This window comes from Lacinutrix neustonica, from assembly GCF_026625145.1.
Lineage (GTDB): Bacteria > Bacteroidota > Bacteroidia > Flavobacteriales > Flavobacteriaceae > Lacinutrix > Lacinutrix neustonica.
The window spans coordinates 2,977,237-2,999,237 of the sequence record NZ_CP113088.1; the positions used below are offsets into that span (position 1 = coordinate 2,977,237).

The window sequence follows — 22,001 nt, forward strand, 5'->3', positions numbered from 1 at the left end:
TAGATTTATCTCCAATTTTACATAAAGTTGCGGTTTCAGAAGGCACCAAATTATACAATACAGAAAAGCAGGATCACAATTTAGAAAAAGCCTTAGATTTTAAAATCATCAAACAAGCACATCCCGCTTTATTTCGCAAGGAGAGAACAGTGATTGATGCTAAAATCAATAATATGGATCGTGCATTTGGTGCGATTATTAGTAACGAGATTTCTAAAATTTATGGCGCTCAAGGTTTGCCTGATAATACTTTAAAAGTCAACTTCACGGGTTCTGCAGGTCAAAGTTTTGCTGCATTTGCGACAAAAGGGCTGAATCTTGTCATTAATGGGAATACAAATGATTACTTAGGAAAAGGCTTGTCCGGAGCAAAAGTAGCCGTAAAAGTGCCTGAGGAAGCTACCATTGTTCCGAGAAGATAATGTCATTATCGGGAATGTAGCCTTGTATGGTGCAACGTCCGGAGAGGCGTATATAAACGGAAAGGCGGGTGAGCGGTTTTGTGTAAGAAACTCCTGGTGCATTAGCTGTGGTTGAGGGTATTGGAGATCACGGTTGTGAGTACATGACCGGAGGAATTGCGGTCATTTTAGGTGAAGTGGGACGTAATTTTGGAGCAGGAATGAGTGGTGGTGTGGCCTACGTATATGACACAAAAAACACGTTTAAAAAACAGTGTAATAAAGAGGGGCTAAACTTGGATCCCGTTACCGAAAACAAAGATATTTTAGAATTAAAAGCCTTAGTTGAAAACCATTACAATGCAACCTTAAGTTCTCAGGCACAGCGTATTTTAGAAAATTGGGAAAGAGAATTGCCAAAATTCATCAAGGTTTTACCTGAAGAATACAAGCAAGCCTTAAAGAGATTAGAAGAGGAACAAAAAATAAAAGCCTAAGACCATGGGAAAGATAACAGGATTTTTAGAAATTGAAAGACAGGTTGAAGCTTATGATACCGTTGAAAACCGACTAAAAAATTACAAGGAATTTACCATTCCAATGAAAGAAAAAGCACTTAAAGATCAAGGTGCAAGATGTATGGATTGTGGTGTTCCTTTTTGCCAAAGTGGCTGTCCGCTAGGCAACCTCATTCCAGATTTTAACGATCATGTTTATAAAGGACGATGGAAAGAAGCAGCAAAAGTATTGCATGCAACTAATAATTTTCCGGAATTCACTGGGCGTTTGTGCCCAGCCCCTTGTGAAGAATCTTGTGTCTTAGGAATTAACGAAGATCCTGTATCGATAGAGAACATCGAAAAAAACATAGTTGAAACGGCTTTTAAAGAAGGTTGGGTTATTGCTAAACCACCAAAAGTAAGAACGGGAAAAAAAGTCGCGGTTGTAGGTTCCGGACCTTCAGGATTAGCGACGGCACAACAGTTAAATCGCGCAGGACATTTAGTAACTGTTTTTGAAAGAGATGCTAAAGTAGGTGGGTTATTACGTTATGGTATTCCAGATTTTAAACTTGAAAAAGAGATTATAGCGCGAAGAGTACGCGTCTTGGAAGAAGAGGGAATTCAATTTAAAACCGAAGCTTATGTTGGTAAAAACACAAGTGTTGAAACCTTAAAAAATGACTTTGATGCTATCGCCTTGTGCGGCGGAGCAACGGTTAGAAGAGGTATTCCTATAAAAGGGGCGCATTTAAAAGGCGTTGTACAGGCTATGGACTTTTTAAAACAAAATAACCAGCGTGTAGATGGCATTACTGGGTTTAAAGAAGACATTTTAGCAACAGACAAAAACGTGATTGTCATTGGTGGGGGAGATACAGGTTCAGATTGTATAGGAACATCCAATCGTCAAGGCGCAAAATCGGTGACCAATTTCGAGATTTTAAGCAAGCCTTCTAAAGGGCGACCAGCACATCAGCCTTGGCCGTATTGGCCGATGAGGTTAAGAACGAGCTCGTCGCATAAAGAAGGTGTAGAACGTTTTTTTAGTATTTCTACTAAAGAGTTCCTGGGCAATAAAAATGGCGATTTAATAGGGTTAAAAACGGTTGAAGTAGAATGGATTTTTAAAAAAGGAGAACGGCGGTAATTAAAAGAAGTTGCAGGTACAGAAAAAATGTGGGACTGCGATTTAGTGCTTTTAGCACTAGGTTTTACAGGATCAGAAAAAACCTTGGCTGAACAATTTGGGATCGAAATGGATTTTAGAACCAATATTAAAGCAACCGAAAAAGACTATGCTACAAATGTGCCTGGTATTTTTACTGCTGGAGATATGCGTCGCGGCCAATCCTTAATTGTTTGGGCCATTTCAGAAGGGCGTCAAGCAGCACATCATGTCGATAAATATTTAATGGGCCAGTCTAATTTACCACTAAAAGGCGAAGGCGATTTGCCACGAGTGTAGCATTTTATAAGTATTGATAAATAGCGACATCCACGAATTAGTTTTTCTTTCTAAGAAAAACGAGTCGTGGATTTCATTTTTATAGATGGTTTCTTGAAAAAATAAAGTGATCTGACTGTGCCAATAATTTCAATTTAATAAATTGATAATCAATACATTGAGTAATTAACAGGTGCTTTGAGTTTAAGAGAGTCTCGGGTGTTTAAACCATAAAGGATTATAAAACTTTTAATTTCGATGAACTAAGAAGACAAGGCATTCATGGAATTAAATAAATACAGTAAAACAGTAACTCAAGACCCTACACAACCAGCAGCACAAGCCATGCTGCACGCGATTGGGTTAACAAAAGAAGATTTTTACAAGCCAATCATAGGTATCGCTAGTACAGGTTACGAAGGAAACCCGTGTAATATGCACCTAAATGATTTAGCGAAATTAACTAAAGAGGGCACTAAAAATGAAGATATTGTTGGACTAATTTTTAATACTATTGGCGTAAGCGATGGTATTTCTATGGGGACTCCAGGTATGCGTTACTCATTACCATCTCGTGATATTATTGCAGATTCAATGGAAACAGTAGTTCAGGCCATGAGTTATGACGGTTTAATCACGGTGGTGGGTTGTGATAAAAATATGCCAGGAGCTTTAATCGCAATGATACGTTTAAACCGTCCTTCAATTTTGGTCTACGGCGGGACTATTGATTCGGGCTGTCATAATGGTAAAAAGTTAGATGTTGTGTCTGCATTTGAAGCTTGGGGAAGTAAAGTTGCTGGCACCATGACCGAAAATGAATATCAAAACATAGTTGAAAAAGCCTGTCCGGGAGCTGGCGCTTGTGGCGGTATGTATACTGCAAATACAATGGCTTCTGCAATCGAAGCCTTGGGTATGACCTTGCCTTTTAATTCTTCAAATCCAGCACTAAGTGATGCAAAAAAGAAAGAGTCTGTAAAAGCGGGTGAAGCGATGCGATTGCTTCTCGAAAAAGATATTAAACCTTCAAATGTTATTACTCGAAAATCACTAGAAAATGCTATACGTTTGGTGACTATTTTAGGAGGTTCTACCAATGCAGTATTACATTTTTTAGCAATTGCCGAGCAGCAGACATCGATTTTACACTCAAAGATTTTCAAAAAATAAGTGATACCACGCCATTTTTAGCTGATTTAAAACCTAGTGGGAAATACCTTATGGAAGATGTGCATGCCGTAGGAGGGATTCCTGCTGTATTAAAATATTTACTAAATAAAGGTTTAATTCATGGCGATTGTTTGACAGTAACCGGGAAGACCATTGCTGAAAATTTATTGGATGTTCCCGATTTAACGGAAGGTCAAGATGTTATTAAACCTATTGAAAATCCAATTAAAATTTCCGGACACCTACGCATGTTATATGGCAATTTGGCGGAAGACGGAAGTGTTGCTAAAATCACAGGAAAAGAAGGTTTGAAATTTTCAGGGAAAGCAAAAGTATTTGAAGGAGAATATGATGCAAACGATGGCATTAGAGATGGAAAAGTGGAAAAGGGAGACGTTATTGTTATTCGCTATGAAGGTCCAAAAGGAGGCCCTGGCATGCCGAGAAATGTTAAAGCCAACGGCAGCCATTATGGGAGCAGGTTTAGGTAAAGAGGTCGCTTTAATAACGGATGGACGGTTTTCCGGTGGGACACATGGGTTTGTTGTTGGGCATATCACACCGGAAGCACAGGAAGGTGGTGCAATTGCTTTAGTTAAAAATGGAGACATCATTACCATTGATGCCGAAACAAATTCTATTGTTCTAGAGGTTTCAGAAGCAGAATTAAAGAAAAGAAAAGCGCAATGGACAGCACCAGCGTTAAAATTTAAACGGGGTGTCTTATACAAATATGCTAAAACCGTTTCATCGGCCTCTAAAGGCTGCGTGACCGATGAATTCTAAACAAAAGAAAATGAGTGCTAGTATAAGTGAAAGCATTTCAGAATAAAATATAATCCTAACAAGATTAAATATGGATACAGAAACAGTGAAAATAAATCCTTCAGATACAAAAAAGACCATCCGAATCACTGGTAGTGAGGCAGTCGTAAGATGTTTATTGGCTGAAGGGGTGGATATTCTTTATGGTTATCCAGGAGGCGCAATCATGCCCGTTTATGATGAATTATATAAATTCCAAGATCAAATTCATCACGTCTTGGTGCGTCATGAACAAGGAGCAACACACGCAGCACAAGGCTATGCTAGAATTTCCGGCAAAGTTGGGGTGGCCATGGCGACTTCACGGTCCTGGAGCAACCAATTTAATTACGGGTATTGCAGATGCACAAATTGATTCTACACCTATGGTTTGCATTACAGGTCAAGTGGCCTCAAATTTATTAGGAAGTGATGCCTTTCAGGAAACAGATATCGTAGGTATTTCTACACCAGTAACCAAGTGGAATTGCCAGGTAACCAAAGCCTCTCAAATTCCTGAAGCTATTGCAAAAGCCTTTTATATTGCTAAAAGTGGAAGACCAGGTCCGGTATTAGTAGATATTACTAAAGATGCTCAGTTTGAGGAATTTGATTTTGCTTATGAAAAATGCAAAGGCGTACGCAGTTATATTCCAGTACCTGAAACACATCCGGAATCATTAATACAAGCGGCAAAATTAATTAACGAAGCCAAACAGCCATTAGTCGTTTGGGGACAAGGCGTGATTTTAGCTGAAGCTGAAGCCGAATTTAAAGCCGTGATAGAAAAAGCAGGGATACCCGCTGCATGGACCATTTTAGGTGCTTCGGCCATTGCGACTAGCCATCCCTTAAATGTCGGTATGGTAGGAATGCATGGTAATTATGCACCAAATATGTTAACGAATCAATGTGATGTTTTAATAGCCATAGGCATGCGTTTTGACGATCGTGTTACGGGAAGTTTAAACACCTATGCTAAGCAAGCAAAAATTATACATTTTGAAATTGATCCGGCAGAGGTCGATAAAAATGTAAAAACGGATGTGGCTGTTTTAGGAAATGCTAAAGAAAGTTTAGCAGCTATGCTTCCATTATTGAATAAAAATTCACACACCGATTGGCATCAAAAATTCAAAGATTTATTAAAAATTGAAGTAGAGAAAGTCATTAATGATGACTTGTACCCAACCAAGGAAGGCTTGACTATGGGAGAGGTTTTAAAAGAAATAAACAAACAGAGTAAAGGACAAGCGGCCATAGTGAGTGATGTGGGGCAACATCAAATGATTGCCTGTCGTTATGCTGAATTTAATGAGACCAAAAGCAACATTACCTCCGGGGGTTTGGGCACGATGGGCTTTGCTTTACCGGCCGCTATTGGCGCTAAAATGGGCGCTCCGAGATAGGGATGTGGTTGCCATCATTGGAGATGGTGGGTACCAAATGACTATTCAGGAATTAGGCACTATTTTTCAGACCAAAGTGCCCATTAAAATTGTGGTTTTAAATAATGATTTCTTAGGCATGGTGCGCCAATGGCAACAGCTTTTTTTTGATAAACGCTATGCGTCCACTGAAATCCAAAATCCGGATTTTGTAGCCATTGCAAAGGGCTATGCTATTGAAGCAAAAAAAGTATCTAAAAGAGAAGATTTGGCCGATGCTGTTAAGGAAATGATGGACTCTAAAGCGGCGTATTTCTTAGAGGTTAAAGTAGAAAAAGAAGCTAATGTGTTTCCTATGATTCCTTCCGGAGCAAGTGTTTCAGATATTAGGTTAGAATAACGCCTGCAAGGTGTTACCTGCAAAAAGACCTTCCGGTAAGGTTGACAAAAGAGAAAGGAAAAAAGTAAAGGCTAAAAGAATAAAAAAATGAGTCAGGAAGAACAACAATATACCATTTCAGTGTATACAGAAAACAATATCGGATTACTCAATCGTATTTCGGCTATTTTTCAGCGTAGACATATTAATATAGAGAGTATTAATTCATCGGTTTCAGAAATAGAAGGGGTGTCTAGATTTACCATTGTTGTTAATCTTTCCGAGGAACACATGAAAAAAATCATTGGGCAGATAGAAAAGCAAGTGGAGGTTATAAAAGCCTACTATCATACCGATGAAGAAACCATTTATCAGGAATCTTGCATATTTAAAATTAAATCTGAACTATTATTTGATGAGCCTCAGATTCAAAATATAATTAAAGACAGCAACGCAAGAATAGTTACAGTAAACAAAAATTTTTTCGTGCTTGAAAAGTCAGGAAGACGAGAAGAAATTGAATTGTTATATAGAGAATTAAAACCTTTTGGAATCCTTCAATTTACAAGATCTGGGCGTATTTCAGTCACAAAGGAACCCATGGAAATTTCAAAAATGCTGGAAGCATTTAACTACTAAATACATCAAAAATGGCAAATTATTTTAACACATTACCATTAAGAAATCAATTAGAACAATTAGGAAAATGTCGTTTTATGGACGCTTCAGAATTTGAAGAGGGCGTAAAGGCATTAAAAGATAAAAAAATCGTTATTGTAGGTTGTGGTGCACAAGGTTTAAACCAAGGATTAAATATGAGCGATTCTCGCTTAGATATTTCTTATGCGCTACGCCAAAAAGCAATAGAGGAGAAAAGAGCGTCTTATATAAATGCAACAGATAATGATTTTAATGTTGGCACTTACGAAGACTTAATTCCAACAGCAGATTTGGTTTTAAATTTAACGCCGGATAAACAACATACTGATGTTGTTAAAACAGTCATGCCTTTAATGAAAAAAGGCGCAACCTTGTCTTACTCACACGGCTTTAATATTGTTGAAGAAGGGACGCAAATACGTAAAGACATTACCGTAATTATGGTAGCGCCTAAATGCCCTGGTACTGAAGTGCGCGAAGAATACAAACGTGGTTTTGGAGTGCCTACATTAATTGCGGTACATCCTGAAAATGATCCGGAAAATAAAGGTTGGACACAAGCTAAGGCTTATGCAGTAGCCACTGGCGGGCATAAGGCAGGTGTTTTAGAATCGTCTTTTATTGCAGAGGTGAAAAGTGATTTAATGGGAGAGCAAACCATACTGTGTGGTTTATTGCAGACTGGAGCGATTTTATCTTTCGATAAAATGGTTGCGGAAGGTATTGAGCCAGGTTATGCCGCAAAACTAATTCAGTTTGGTTGGGAAACAATAACCGAAGCGTTAAAGCATGGTGGAATCACGAATATGATGGATCGTTTATCTAATCCGGCAAAAATAAAAGCATTTGAATTGTCTGAAGCATTAAAAGGGATCATGAGACCCTTGTTTGAAAAGCATATGGACGATATTATTTCCGGTCATTTCTCAAAAACAATGATGGAAGATTGGGCTAATGATGATGAAAACTTATTAAAATGGAGAGCGGCAACTGGCGAAACTGCTTTTGAAAAAACACCTTTAACAACCAATCACATTTCGGAACAAGAATATTTTGATCATGGCGTATTGTTGGTTGCTTTTGTTAAATCCGGAGTAGAATTAGCATTCGAAACCATGGTAAGTGCTGGAATTATAGAAGATTCTGCCTATTATGAATCACTCCACGAATTACCCTTAATAGCAAATACCATAGCAAGAAAGAAATTGTTTGAAATGAACAGAGTCATTTCTGACACCGCAGAATACGGTTGCTATTTATTCGATCACGCGTGCAAACCCTTATTAAACAATTTTATGAAAACGGTGAAAACAGATGTTATTGGTAAGCCCTTTTCAAGTTCAAATGCTGTGGACAATATAGCGTTAATTGCAGTGAATGATGCGATTAGAAATCACCCCATTGAAGCTGTAGGGAAACGGTTAAGAGCTGCAATGACAGCAATGAAAATTATAAAATCAGAAGCGGTAAAGACTGAAGATTCAGTGCTCGCATAACTATTAAGTGAGCGTCACGTCACGTCGAGTGATTCCGCGCAAGAGGATTGTATCTAGTAGTCAACAAAAAACAACACAATAAAAAGGCAGGATGAGATTCCTGCCTACCCAAGAGTTCATGGAAGTCCAAACCACATATTTCCCAACGCAAGAAGCCATTGAAGCTGCCGCCAAAAAATTAAAAGGGGTCGCTTCAATTACTCCTTTGACTCAAAACCTTCAGTATTCGAAAGCTTTTGATTGTAATGTGCTTTTTAAACGAGAAGATTTACAGGTCGTGCGTTCTTACAAAATACGTGGCGCCTATAATAAAATGTCCTCACTAACGCCAACCGAAATAGAGAACGGCATTGTATGTGCAAGTGCTGGAAATCATGCCCAAGGTGTGGCGTTATCTTGTAAATTATTAAAAATACAGGGCACTATTTATATGCCTGCACCTACACCTAACCAAAAGGTAGAACAGGTTAAAATGTTTGGAGAAGACTATATAGAAATAGTCTTAGAAGGCGATAGTTTCGACGATTCACATCATGCGGCAAGATTGGAATGTGAGCGATTAAACAAAACGTTTATTCATCCTTTCAATGATGAAAAAGTTATCGAAGGACAGGCCACGGTTGGTTTAGAGATATTAAATCAAACCCAGTTTCCAATCGATTATGTCTTTGTTGCTGTTGGTGGTGGAGGGTTATCCTCCGGGTTGTCTACTGTTTTTAAAAATAGATCACCCCATACCAAGGTTATTGGTGTTGAGCCAGAAGGCGCGCCTTCGATGACCACTTCAATTCGCAATAATAAAAACACCGAATTAAAATACATTGAGAAATTTGTAGACGGTGCGGCAGTGCAGCGTGTTGGTGATTTAAATTTCGCGATTTGTAAAGAGTATTTAGCCGATATGATTACGGTACCTGAAGGTAAAGTATGTCAAACTATTTTAGATTTATATAATAAAGATGCTATTGTTGTGGAGCCTGCAGGCGCTTTAAGTATAGCAGCATTAGATTTTTATGCCGAAGAAATAAAAGGTAAAAACGTGGTATGTATTGTTAGTGGAAGTAATAATGACATTACGAGAACGGCCGAAATAAAAGAACGCGCATTGCTTTATGCGAATTTAAAACACTATTTCATTATAAAATTTCCACAACGTGCTGGCGCTTTACGTGAATTTGTAGTTGATATTTTAGGACCAACAGATGATATTACGCACTTTGAATATACCAAAAAAGTCAATCGCGAAAATGATGTAGCCGTTGTTGGTTTAGAATTAAAATCGCCCGCGCATTTAGAACCTTTAATCACTAAAATGAAACTCAATAATTTTTATGGCGATTACCTGAATGATAAGCCTGAGTTGTTTCAGTTTTTAATCTAATCGCATCTGCCTCATAGCAAGAGAACCATTCCAAAGGTTTTTATTCACAGATAAAGCCAATCGTATAATGTGCTATTCTGATTTTCAAGCCCTTAAAGTGTTAATTTGATAAAAATAATTAAATAAGTCTAATTTATAAACCGCTGTATCAAATTAATTTTTACTTTTAATTTATGTTAAGTCAAAACAATAAAAATAGAATAGAAAGACCTACAAGTTTGCCAGCGCGCAGACGACGTCGCTAATGCTTATAACTTCAAGCCATTTAGTTAACCTCTATTTTTATATTTAACATTGAATCTTTCACAACACATAGTATACTTTCAAAATTTAGTTATTAGAAATAATAACAAAAGTTACGTGCGTCCACTTTTCCGTCGCCGCCCTTAGGGTGTACTGTTATTTATAGAACTTAGGTGCGTCCGGTTCTGCTTTTCAAAACTACAAATTATCACATTCTTTAATTCAAAATCAATTACAATGGAAATTGTTATTGCTAATAAATCGCATAGTATTTACGCAGCTATTATTTGTGAAACTATTGCAGAAGCTGCCCAAGTTAGGGGCACTGGTATTGCAAAGCGCAAACCGAGAATATATCATTACTAAAATGAAAAATGGCAATGCTGTTATCGCTTTAGAAGGAGGCGCATTTGCCGGGTTTTGTTATATAGAAGCCTGGAGTCATGGTAAATTCGTTGCCAATTCTGGTTTAATTGTCCACCCAGAGTATAGAAATATAGGACTGGCAAAACAGATAAAATCAAAAGTTTTTGAGCATTCTCGAGCAAAATTTCCCGAGGCCAAGATATTTAGCATTACAACAGGATTAGCCGTCATGAAAATGAATAGTGAATTAGGTTATAAACCAGTCACTTTTTCAGAATTGACAACAGATCAAACCTTTTGGAATGGTTGCCAAACCTGTAAAAATTATGATGTATTACAGCGTACCGAGCAAAAAATGTGCCTGTGTACAGGAATGCTTTACGACCCAAATAAAATCGAAAAATCGAAAACACATAAACATGATTACGATAAGAAAGTGTGGAGCAGATTAAAAAATATAAAACAATCTATGTTTTTAAAAAAAGAAAAAAAATGAGCAAGACATTAGTTTTAGCATATAGTGGCGGGTTAGATACCTCATATTGTGCAGTTAGTTTATCAAAAGCAGGGTATGAAGTACATGCTCTAAGTGTCAATACCGGTGGGTTTAGTTCGGAGGAACTAAAAAGTATAGCATCTAACGCTTATAAAATGGGTGTAACGACTTATAAAAACAGAGATGCTGTTGCTTCATACTATAATAAAGTGATAAAGTATTTGGTCTTTGGTAATGTGCTTAAAAATGACAGCTATCCCTTATCTGTGAGCGCAGAGCGTATTATTCAAGCTATTGAAATTATTGAATATGCAAAAAGTATCCAAGCAGATTGTATTGCACATGGAAGCACAGGTGCAGGAAATGACCAGGTTCGTTTTGATATGATTTTTCAAACCTTGGCGCCGGACATTGAAATCATCACACCTATTAGAGATAACAAATTATCAAGACAGAAAGAAATCGATTATTTGAAAGCAAATAATATCGATATGTCCTGGGATAAAGCAAAGTATTCTGTGAATAAAGGACTTTGGGGAACCAGTGTTGGTGGAGAAGAGACCTTGACTTCAGAAAAACCACTGCCGAAGCCGCATATCCTTCGCAATTAACAAAGAATAAGCAAGAGAAAGTAAAACTAACATTTAAGAAAGGAGAATTTGTTGCTTTTAATGGTATAGAACATATTCCGAGAAAAAAACATCGAATTGTTAAATGCGATGGCATCTGCTTATGCTATTGGTAGAGATATTCACGTAGGAGACACTATTGTAGGAATTAAGGGGCGTGTTGGTTTTGAAGCTGCAGCAGCTTTAATAACGATAAAAGCACATCATTTATTAGAAAAACACACGCTTACCAAATGGCAATTACAACACAAAGAATATTTGTCTAGTTTTTATGGCATGCATTTGCACGAAGGTCAATATTTAGATCCCGTGATGCGAAATATTGAAGCTTTTTTACAAAGTAGTCAGGAGCAGGTTTCTGGAACGGTTATGGTCACATTAAAACCGTATCATTTTTCTTTAGATGGCATTATATCAGACCACGATTTAATGAATGCAAAATTTGGAACTTATGGTGAAATGAACAAAGGCTGGACCGCAGATGAAGCTAAAGGCTTCATTAAAATTTTAGGCAATCAGAATAAGATTTATCACCAAGTAAATTCAGAATTATGAAACTAGAAGTTGGTATTATTGGAGGTGCAGGCTATACTGCTGGTGAATTAATTAGGCTGTTATTGAATCATAAAAAAACCACTATTAATTTTGTGTTTAGCACCTCTAATGCTGGAAATAAAATAAGTAAAGTACATCAGGATTTGTTGGGCGCTACAGATTTAGAATTTACCAGTAAAATCAATCCTGAAATAGAGGTGTTATTTCTGTGTTTAGGGCATGGGAATTCTAAAGCCTTTTTAGAGCAATATACGTTTGCAGCAAAAACAAAAATCATTGATTTGAGTCATGATTTTAGACTAGAAAAAACGAAAGTATTTAACGGGAAAACCTATTTTTACGGATTACCGGAATTACAAAAGGAAGCGATTTCAAAAGCCAAATACATTGCTAATCCCGGTTGTTTTGCAACCGCCATTCAGTTAGCGATTCTGCCCTTAGCAAATTCCGGGTTATTATCTGATGACCTTCATGTTAATGCAGTGACAGGAGCTACTGGGGCAGGAGCAGCATTGTCTGAAACCACTCATTTTGCATGGCGCGATAATAATTTTTCTTCTTACAAAGTGTTTAACCATCAACATTTAGATGAGATCTATCAATCTGTAAAAGCATTGCAAAATGATTTCTCTTCTGAAATCAATTTTATTCCGAATCGAGGTGATTTTTCAAGAGGTATTTTCGCATCCGTTTACACCAAATTTGACGGTAGTCTAGAAGAAGCAAAAACAGTCTATAAAAACTATTATAAAGTGGCCGCTTTTACGTTTGTTTCAGATGACGTTATTCATTTAAAGCAAGTGGTAAACACGAATAAATGTATTCTTTATTTACAGAAGCACAATAACAAATTAATCATCACAAGTATTATCGATAATTTATTAAAAGGCGCTTCAGGTCAAGCGGTTCAAAACATGAACTTAATGTTTGGATTTCAAGAAACCGAAGGGTTACAGCTTAAAGCAAATTATTTTTAAAAAACTCTCAGACTTGACTAAAAACGAACAAATGAAAATAGCTATTATAGGAACAGGGAACTTAGGTAAATCCATAGCGAAAGGATTAATTACCAACAATGCGATTACCACTTTGGTGCTAACCAAAAGGAATTTAGAATCCATTGCAGAATTTGAGGGTTATAAAAATGTCATATTAACTACAGATAATTTGCAGGCCGTTCAAAAATCAGATATTTTGATTTTCGCAGTGCAACCTGCCCATTTTGAATTGGTTTTAAAGGCTATTGCACCTCATTTAAATGAAAACCATATTATTATTTCAACCATCACAGGATTTACAATTCCTAAAATTGAAGCAGTTGTTGGAGCAAATCGGTTTATCATTAGGGCTATGCCAAATACAGCGATTGCGGTTGGAAAATCCATGACCTGTTTGTGTAGTAATCTACAAGGCGCTAAACGAATAAAAGTAGCCGAAGCGATTTTTAATAGGCTCGGCCACACGTTGGCTATCCCGAATCTCAAATGCAAGCAGCGACAGTAGTTTGTGCCAGCGGAATTGCCTTTTGGATGCGACTCATTCGTGCCACCACACAAGCAGCAATTCAATTGGGATTCGATGCTAAAGAAGCGCAGGAATTAGCCATGTATACTAGTGAAGGAGCTGCACATTTATTGATAGCAAATGGCAATCATCCGAGAACAGGAAATAGATAGAGTAACAACGCCAAAAGGCTGTACTATTGAAGGTTTAAACGAAATGGAACATAAAGGACTCAGCTCTTCTTTAATTCAGGGCATGGTCGCGTCTTTCAATAAAATTAGTATTATTAAAAAGGAACAAATTTAACCGTGTTAAGCAATGCTATGTATCCTGAAAGATCTGATTTTACATTTAAAAATACCTACAAGGGTTTTGAATCCTTGCAGCATAAAAAATTAAAAAATGAGTTTATTTAATGTTTATCCACTGTTTGATATTACACCCATAAGTGCAAAAGATGTTTATGTGTATGATGAAAACAATACTGAATACTTAGATTTATACGGCGGTCATGCCGTAATATCTATCGGGCATTCACACCCAAAATATGTTACTGCTATTTCTAATCAAGTGTCTAAAATAGGCTTTTATAGTAATGCCATTCAAAATCCGTTACAGGTCGCGTTAGCAGACAGGATTGAAGCCGTTTCGGACTGTAAAGACTACCAGCTGTTTTTATGCAGTTACGGGGCAGAAGCTAATGAAAATGCTTTGAAATTGGCATCTTTTCACAATGGAAAGCATAAAGTGCTCGCCTTTAAAAATGCATTTCACGGGAGAACTTCAGCAGCAGTAGCGGCTACTGATAACGCTAAAATTGTGGCGCCAATCAACGCTCAGCAAGCGGTAGATTTTGTAGCCTTAGGGGATTTAATTTTAGTTGAACGCATTTTAAAAGAAAATAAAACCTGCGCAGTGATTATCGAATGCCTTCAAGGTGTTGGCGGATTAGACGAAAGCACAACCGATTTTTATCAAGGTTTAGAAAAACTTTGCAAACAGTACAAGACCATTTTAATTGCAGATGAGGTGCAATCGGCTTTGGTAGAACAGGCGATTTCTTTGCCTTTCAAAAACACAAATTGGCACCGAGATATTATTGCGATGGCAAAAGGGATGGGAAATGGTTTTCCAATTGGAGGGATTTTAATTCATCCTGCAATCGAAGCGTCTTTTGGTTTGCTAGGCACCACTTTTGGTGGAAATCATTTGGCTTGTGTTGCCTCTTTAGCTGTTTTAGAAGTTTTAGAGGAAGAGAATCTGATGCAAAATGCTAAAGAAATGTCTGCCTATTTTATTGAAAAAGCGAAAGGATTACCCAATTTAAAATGTGTTAAAGGACGTGGGTTGATGTTGGGATTAGAATTTGATTTTCCTATTGCTCAATTACGAAAAACACTCATTAATACGCATCACATATTTACCGGAAATGCTAAAAATCCTAATTTAATTAGAATTCTTCCGCCATTAACCATTAAAAAAAGACACCTAGATGTATTTTTTGAAGCATTAGAAAAAGAACTTGCTATTATGGCTAACCCGCAAGGTTTTTAAAACCTTGTCGGTTTTCAAATAAAGAACGCCGAATAAAATTTAATTTTCCATGAAAAAATACACTAAAATAAAAGACCTATCGCACCTTACAGAAACTATTAAAGAAGCCATTTTATTAAAAATGAATCCTTTTGAATACTCAGACTTAGGAAAAAATAAAACCTTAGTGATGCTATTCTTTAATGCCAGTTTACGTACACGGCTAAGTACAGAAAAAGCGGCAAAAAATTTGGGGATGGAGGTTATGGTGGTAAACGTTAATGAGGCTTGGCAATTAGAGTTTGGAGACGGAACGATTATGAATGGGAATACTTCAGAACATATTAAAGAAGCAGCGCAGGTGATTTCTCAATATGCAGACATTATTGCTGTAAGAGCATTTCCAGGCTTGACTGATAAGCAAACAGATGCATCTGAAGTAGTCTTAAATAGTTTTGTGAAATACGCAACAGTACCCATTGTAAATATGGAAAGTGCTACAGCGCATCCTTTACAGGCTTTGGCAGATGCCATTACGATTTCAGAATTAACGGAGAAAAAGAGGCCTAAAGTCGTGCTTTCCTGGGCGCCACACCCAAAAGCATTGCCACAAGCCGTTGCGAACTCTTTTGTAGAAATGATGCAACATCCGGAAGTCGATTTGACGATTACGCATCCAAAAGGGTATGCGTTAAATCCTGAAATCACAAAAGGAGTAAGCATTAATTATAATCAGGAAGACGCTTTAAAAGGAGCCGATTTTGTTTATGTTAAAAATTGGAGTAGTTATAATAACTACGGAAAAATTTTAAGTCAGGATCCAAATTGGATGATGACTCAGGCCAAATTAGGTGAGGCGAAATTCATGCACTGCTTGCCAGTAAGACGAAATGTAGTCGTTGAAGATGCAGTTTTGGATAGTAAGAATTCTGTAGTAATTGCGCAAGCGAATAACCGAACGTTTGCAGCGCAGATGGTACTGAAACAAATTTTAGAGGGTTTATAAATGAGTATTGGAGCCTTACTAGGCTTTAAAAACCTGTTAAGGCTATAAGAACAGAACAATGACAACACTAAAAGTTATAAAAATAGGCGGCAACATCATAGATGATGCTAATGCCTTAGGCCAATTTCTAAACGGTTTTGCAAGCTTAAAAGCACCCAAAATTCTGGTTCATGGTGGTGGGAAACTGGCATCAAAACTGGCAGAACAAATGAGGGTTGCAGTGAATATGATTGGGGGTAGACGCATAACAGACCAAGCAACTTTAGATATTATTACGATGGTATATGCTGGCAAAATTAATAAAAATATAGTAGCCAAATTACAAGCGCAGCATTGCAATGCTATGGGTTTTACTGGAGCAGATGGCAATACGATTGTTTCAGAAAAAAGAGCCGTTAACACCATTGATTATGGTTTTGCTGGAGATGTAAAAAAAGTGAATACAGCATTATTAGAAGTACTTCTTAAAACGAATACAACACCTGTTTTTTGTGCGATTACACATGACGAGAACGGACAACTATTAAACACGAATGCAGATACCATTGCTTCAGAATTAGCGATAGGTTTTGCGTCAAAATATAAAACAGAATTGTATTACTGTTTTGAGAAAAACGGGGTCTTACTGGATGTAAATAATGAGGATTCTGTGATTGAAAATATTGATGTTAAAACCTATCAAAATTTAATAGATACTGATTGTATTTCAGAGGGCATGTTGCCAAAATTAAACAATTGTTTTCATGCTATTAAACACAAAGTCAACAAAGTTTGTATTGGTAAAACAGACATGCTTTTTAATACGCAAATAAAATACACAACCATTCAAAAATGATAGAAAGACTAACCACACAAGCGATTAATTTATTAAAACAGCTTATAGAAACGCCGTCTTTTTCTTCGGAAGAAGCTGAAACAGCTACGCATATTGAACACTGGTTTCAGGAGCATGATATTCCGTGTCAAAGAACGTTTAATAATGTTTGGGCTACCAATAAATATTTTGATGCATCAAAACCAACGCTGCTTCTAAACTCACATCACGACACCGTAAAACCAAATAATGGCTATACTAAAGCCCCGTTTAAAGCCATTGTTGAAGACGGGAAGCTGTATGGATTAGGAAGTAATGATGCTGGTGGGGCTTTGGTTTCACTAATCGCAACATTTACACATTTTTATTCGCGTAAAAATTTGAAGTTCAATTTAGTTATTGTGGCTTCAGCAGAAGAAGAGAGTAGTGGTGATTATGGATTGAATAGTATGTTGTCTCTACTCCCGAAAATTGATGTGGCCATAGTTGGAGAACCCACCTTAATGAATCTAGCAATCGCTGAAAAAGGCTTAGTGGTTTTTGATGCTGAAGTAAAAGGCACACCAAGTCATGCAGCACATCCAAATGCAGACAATGCGATTTATAATACGATTACTGCTTTACAATGGTTTAAAAACTACGTCTTTGAAAAAACATCTCAAACCTTAGGTGAGGTCAAACTCACCGTTACTCAAATTAATGCGGGGAAACAACACAATGCAGTGCCTTCCGAAGTGAAATTAGTGATTGATGTGCGTGTCAATGATAAATATACCAATAAGGATATTGTAGATATTCTGCAAAAAGAGGCGCCATGTGATCGTATCATTCCGAGAAGTTTAAAATTGAATTCTTCTGCCATTCCAATAGAACACCCCTTAGTGATTGCTGGAATTGAAATAGGAAGAAATACGTATGGATCACCAACCTTATCAGACCAAGCATGCTTAAGTTGTCCGTCTTTAAAATTAGGACCAGGCGACAGCACGCGCTCACATTCGGCAGATGAATTTATTTATATCCATGAGATTGAAGAAGGCATTAAAATATATGTTGAATTGTTAGAAAAAGTAGTGTAACCGTTTTATCATTCCCTCGAAAGTAGGAAGCCATAAAAATAAGTAAGATTTAAAAGAGCTTCCCACCTTCACGGGAATAACAAAAAAAAGAAAAAGATGAAACTGCGGGACAAAGGCATTAGTATCGATGAAAAAATAGAACAATTCACTGTTGGAAACGATAGGGAAATCGACTTACATATTGCAAAATACGATTTGCAAGCCTCATTAGCGCATGCTAAAATGTTGCATAAAATCGGAATATTAACGGAAGAAGAAGTGTTGCAATTAGAAAATGGTTTGGAAGTACTAGGGAAGCAAATTATAGGCCGTACGTTTAAAATCGAGGCTCAATTTGAAGATGTGCATTCAAAGATTGAATTCGAACTGACTAAAGCCTTGGGAGAAGTGGGTAAAAAAATTCATACTGCACGCTCGAGAAACGATCAGGTTTTAGTGGCGCTTCAATTATTTTACAAAGACAGTTTAAGGGAGATTCATAACAAAACAAAGACGTTTTTTGAGACCCTCTTAGATTTAGCCGAAACGCATAAAGGGAGCTTGCTTCCTGGGTACACGCATTTACAAGTCGCGATGCCCTCGTCTTTTGGATTGTGGTTTTCCGCTTATGCCGAAGTGTTAATTGACGATGTCTATTTGCTAGACGCAGCATTAAAAACGGTAGATCAAAACCCCTTAGGTTCAGCTGCTGGTTATGGTAGCTCGTTTCCTATTGATAGAGCATTCACTACTCGGAATTGGGCTTTTCAACCTTAAAATATAATGTGGTGGCGGCGCAAATGAGTCGTGGAAAAAGCGAGCGAACGATTGCTTTAGCTTTAGGTAGCTTATGTAATACACTGGCGCGTTTTGCCATGGATATTTGTTTGTATAACAGTCAGAATTTTGGATTTATTTCTTTCCCAGATCAATTGACGACTGGCAGTAGTATCATGCCACATAAAAAGAATCCCGATGTGTTTGAACTCGTTCGTGGCAAGGCAAATAAAATTCAAGCCTTACATACCGAAATGGTATTAATCACTAATAATTTGCCCAGTGGTTATCATAGAGATTATCAATTATTAAAAGAAAACATGATTGCTGCGATTGAAGACATCAAAGATCTTTTAGAGATTTTTAATTATGCCATACAGCAAGTGGAAGTCAATGACATTGATTTAAACGATGCCAAATATCAATATCTGTTTACTGTGGATAATATTAATACATTGGTAGCGCAAGGAATGTCCTTTAGGGAAGCGTATCAAAAAATTGGAAGCGAGGTAGAAAACGGAACGTATAAACCAGATACTTCAAAAGAGCATTCGCATGTTGGAAGTATGGGGAATTTGTGTTTGGAGGAGATAAGAGCGAAGTTTCCGGATTGATTATGTAAATCATATTATAGAACTTTTATAATTGAATGTTTACCCGACTAATATATAATTACCCTAAATATTTTCTATTTGTTAAAACTTAAAGTTAATTTAGAGTATTCAAATAATACTTAATGAGTAGATCAATAAATATTTTACACTTAACAGATTTTCATTTAGATAACAAAGTCATTAAAGATTTTGATTTACTTATGAGAAAACCCTTAAAAGAGGATGTTCTTAAAAGAGCAAATGGTAATATAGATCTGTTGTTTATTACTGGAGACATAGTTGACAGGGGAGGAAATGATTTTGGAGGGTTATTAAAAGGCTTAGAGATTTCAAATAAAAAAGTTATTAGTCAGATTGCTAAAGACTTAAATCTAAAAGAAGAAAGTGTATTCATAATCCCTGGTAATCATGATATAAATAGGTATGCCGATAAGGATTTTATAGATGAAGGTCTAAGAAGGAAATTAAAAACATCTGAAAAGATAAATAATTTTATTGACTCAGTTAATGGTGGGGATTTTACTGGTGTAGAAAGGTTGATGGAATACAGGGAATTTGAAAAAAAATTCTACTCTGCTTATAAGAGTAAAATTGAAGACACCTTTTTTCATTCTACTTTTATTAAAAATATATATAATTGTGATATTGGAATCTCTTGTTTTAATTCAGCATGGAGATGCTATTCGGAGGAAGATGATGGTAATTTATTAATAGGAGAGAGACAGGTTTTAGAGAGCGTAAACTTAATCCAAGATTGTGAGATGAAAATTGCGTTGGTGCATCATCATGTAGATTCTTTATCGCCTGATGAAAAAGACACAATGAAGAGTATATTAACCAAAAACTATGATTTGATTTTTTTTGGTCATTCCCATAGGCATAATAATTATAGTAGGACTTGTGGAGGTAATCAATCTATTTGGGTAGGCTCGCCTTCATCATTCCTTAACGCAAGAACTGATAGCAAAAAATATAGCTACGGATATTCACTATGCACATTAAGCAAAATTGATACTAAAATTCAATACTCTCATTTTTCATATTCAAATACCGATTACAGAACAAATACTGAAATTGGTAATGATGGTTATGATAAAATGTATCCAGTTATAAAAAGTAATAATACTAAAATTAACACATCTGTTAAAAAAAATAACTTTTCATATATACCTGATATTCCAAATACAGTAATAGAAAATGTACTTAGCAATATTGGTAAGCCTTCAAAGCTCTTTACTGGTAGAAAAGACAAGCTAAAAGAAGTCAAAGATTCTTTAGAAACAAATGAAATTATTTGTGTCAATGGTATAGGTGGTATTGGCAAGACGCAATTAATCTTAAAGTTCTTAGAAAATTATGATAAATCTAGAATAACATGGCAAGAATTTTCAGAGAATACGCGTTTTGATACTTTTATAGTTGCTTCCGGTTTTGAGTTTATCATCCAAAGTGGTCAAACTGAAACAGAAAAATTTAGTGCCTTGCTAGATAAATTAAATGAATATAAAAGGATTGTTATTTGGGATAATTTCCACGACAATAATGATGATACCTTTTTAAGGTTTCTCAATTACTGTTATAATAAATTAACGGAGGTAACTAAAATAATAATTGTTAGTAGAACAAATCTTTTGATCAAGTCATTTAAAAGTATTAAGCTCGTTGACTTTAATGAAAGTGAAGAATATGCAAGAGCTTTAATTAAAGAGAGACACAAGGGGTTAAAATTAAAAGAGAACGAAATAAAGGAGATTTGTACTTATGTCAAAGGACATCCTTTGGCGTTAGAACTAGCTTTGAGTTTATGTGTTTCTATTTCCTATAAAAAGGTAATAGGCAAGCTTGCAATGCATAGTTCCGGCGTTGATGAGTTAAGTCAGAGGATATTTCAAGATATTTTAGATCATGAATCAACAAGCTCTATTGAAAAAGAGTTTTTGTACAAGTTCTCCGCATTTAAAGGACGCGTATCGGAAAGTGACGTTGAAGCTGTTTTTGAAGAAAAATATTTCTTTAAAGCAGTTCCTCAATTAGCTGACAAATATTTAATTGAATATCAATCTGGATTTTACGATACACATCCCCTTATTCATGAATTTTGTTATGATAAATTAGAAAATAAAGAAGAGCTACATTATAGAATTGCATCTTGTCTAATAAGTCAAAGGAATACTCTATTAGATACTCTTTTAGAAGAGCGAATATTTCATCATCTTAAAGGAGCAAATAATTTAGAGGAAATATCGAGAACTATTGAAAAGTATGGTCGAGATTATATTAGAGAAGCTTTTTTTGAGCCACTACAAGAAATGATTTCTTTTGTAGAATCTTCCAATGTAAAAAAGCCATTATTCTATTTATTGATAGGAGATATTCATGAAATAAAAGGAGAATACGATTTAGCCTTATTATTGTTTGAAAAAGCAAAAGAAAATAAAGTTAATGAAGAGTTAGCTGTTGAAGGATTATTAAAGTATGCAAACATTCAAAGAAGGAAAGGGCTTACGAAAATAAGTTTTAAGCTCTTTGAAAAGGCTAAGTCCCTATCCATCGAAAAAAATTTCACAAATACATTGCTTGGTCATACAATAATATTTCGCTCTTAGAAGAATTATCCGGAAATCATGGCAAAGGTTTAGAATTAAAACTTAAAGCTTTAGATATTATAGAACAACTCATAAGTGAAGATAGTGATATTAACTTAAAGCAGGATCTGGCAACAGTATATAATAATATAGGAGGAAATTATGGGACTCATTTTTCTGATACATTTAATCC

At 36.2% G+C, this 22,001-nt stretch carries 14 protein-coding genes and 7 pseudogenes; all 21 read left to right on the forward strand.

Annotation, left to right across the window (positions count from 1 at the left end):
* Positions 1-173 precede the first annotated feature (173 nt).
* On the forward strand, positions 174-422 hold the full coding sequence (locus tag N7U66_RS16160; RefSeq protein ID WP_267678544.1) for a GltB/FmdC/FwdC-like GXGXG domain-containing protein: 249 nt from the start codon (positions 174-176) through the stop codon (positions 420-422).
* A gap of 22 nt (positions 423-444) precedes the next feature.
* Positions 445-537, forward strand: coding sequence for a GltB/FmdC/FwdC-like GXGXG domain-containing protein (locus N7U66_RS16165; RefSeq protein WP_267678545.1), 93 nt, complete (start codon positions 445-447; stop codon positions 535-537).
* On the forward strand, positions 530-898 hold the full coding sequence (locus N7U66_RS16170; protein ID WP_267676123.1) for a GltB/FmdC/FwdC-like GXGXG domain-containing protein: 369 nt from the start codon (positions 530-532) through the stop codon (positions 896-898). The genes N7U66_RS16165 and N7U66_RS16170 overlap by 8 nt, the downstream gene beginning before the upstream one ends.
* A 4-nt stretch (positions 899-902) precedes the next feature.
* A pseudogene (locus N7U66_RS16175) lies at positions 903-2,369 on the forward strand (glutamate synthase subunit beta).
* Positions 2,370-2,783: 414 nt separating this feature from the next.
* Positions 2,784-3,625, forward strand: a pseudogene (locus N7U66_RS22860) (dihydroxy-acid dehydratase domain-containing protein); the annotation flags it as partial.
* A gap of 144 nt (positions 3,626-3,769) precedes the next feature.
* The gene (locus tag N7U66_RS22865; RefSeq protein WP_449274501.1) at positions 3,770-4,012 is read left to right on the forward strand and encodes a hypothetical protein; all 243 of its coding nucleotides are present in this window, start codon (positions 3,770-3,772) and stop codon (positions 4,010-4,012) included.
* Positions 3,933-4,307: a hypothetical protein gene (locus tag N7U66_RS22870; RefSeq protein WP_449274494.1), complete on the forward strand. Its 375-nt coding sequence runs from the start codon at positions 3,933-3,935 to the stop codon at positions 4,305-4,307. Before N7U66_RS22865 ends, N7U66_RS22870 begins: the two co-directional genes overlap by 80 nt.
* 70 nt (positions 4,308-4,377) lie before the next feature.
* Positions 4,378-6,113 (forward strand): annotated as a pseudogene (ilvB, locus tag N7U66_RS16185) (biosynthetic-type acetolactate synthase large subunit).
* Positions 6,114-6,200: 87 nt separating this feature from the next.
* On the forward strand, positions 6,201-6,731 hold the full coding sequence (gene ilvN, locus N7U66_RS16190) for an acetolactate synthase small subunit (RefSeq protein WP_267676124.1): 531 nt from the start codon (positions 6,201-6,203) through the stop codon (positions 6,729-6,731).
* Between the two features lie 11 nt (positions 6,732-6,742).
* Positions 6,743-8,248 carry a ketol-acid reductoisomerase gene (ilvC, locus tag N7U66_RS16195; protein WP_267676125.1) on the forward strand — a complete coding sequence of 502 codons (1,506 nt, stop codon included), beginning with the start codon at positions 6,743-6,745 and terminating at the stop codon, positions 8,246-8,248.
* Between the two features lie 118 nt (positions 8,249-8,366).
* Positions 8,367-9,629 carry a threonine ammonia-lyase IlvA gene (ilvA, locus tag N7U66_RS16200; protein WP_267678546.1) on the forward strand — a complete coding sequence of 421 codons (1,263 nt, stop codon included), beginning with the start codon at positions 8,367-8,369 and terminating at the stop codon, positions 9,627-9,629.
* 480 nt (positions 9,630-10,109) lie between these two features.
* Positions 10,110-10,734: pseudogene (locus N7U66_RS16205) on the forward strand (GNAT family N-acetyltransferase).
* Positions 10,731-11,918 (forward strand): annotated as a pseudogene (locus N7U66_RS16210) (argininosuccinate synthase). The pseudogenes N7U66_RS16205 and N7U66_RS16210 overlap by 4 nt, the downstream one beginning before the upstream one ends.
* A complete protein-coding gene (argC, locus tag N7U66_RS16215) occupies positions 11,915-12,895 on the forward strand; it encodes an N-acetyl-gamma-glutamyl-phosphate reductase (protein WP_267676126.1) in 981 nt (326 codons plus the stop codon). The pseudogene N7U66_RS16210 and the gene argC overlap by 4 nt, the downstream one beginning before the upstream one ends.
* Positions 12,896-12,926: 31 nt before the next feature.
* Positions 12,927-13,727, forward strand: a pseudogene (gene proC, locus N7U66_RS16220) (pyrroline-5-carboxylate reductase).
* Between the two features lie 96 nt (positions 13,728-13,823).
* Positions 13,824-14,975: an aspartate aminotransferase family protein gene (locus N7U66_RS16225; protein WP_267676127.1), complete on the forward strand. Its 1,152-nt coding sequence runs from the start codon at positions 13,824-13,826 to the stop codon at positions 14,973-14,975.
* Between the two features lie 49 nt (positions 14,976-15,024).
* Entirely contained in the window at positions 15,025-15,960 is a 936-nt protein-coding gene (locus tag N7U66_RS16230; RefSeq protein WP_267676128.1) for a Rossmann-fold NAD(P)-binding domain-containing protein, read from the forward strand.
* Positions 15,961-16,018: 58 nt separating this feature from the next.
* The gene (gene argB, locus N7U66_RS16235) at positions 16,019-16,795 is read left to right on the forward strand and encodes an acetylglutamate kinase (protein WP_267676129.1); all 777 of its coding nucleotides are present in this window, start codon (positions 16,019-16,021) and stop codon (positions 16,793-16,795) included.
* Complete coding sequence (locus N7U66_RS16240) at positions 16,792-17,853, forward strand: M20 family metallo-hydrolase (protein WP_267676130.1); 1,062 nt, start codon at positions 16,792-16,794, stop codon at positions 17,851-17,853. Before argB ends, N7U66_RS16240 begins: the two co-directional genes overlap by 4 nt.
* A gap of 96 nt (positions 17,854-17,949) precedes the next feature.
* A pseudogene (gene argH / locus N7U66_RS16245) lies at positions 17,950-19,223 on the forward strand (argininosuccinate lyase).
* Between the two features lie 122 nt (positions 19,224-19,345).
* A complete protein-coding gene (locus N7U66_RS16250; RefSeq protein WP_267676131.1) occupies positions 19,346-21,829 on the forward strand; it encodes a metallophosphoesterase in 2,484 nt (827 codons plus the stop codon).
* Positions 21,830-22,001: the final 172 nt, after the last annotated feature.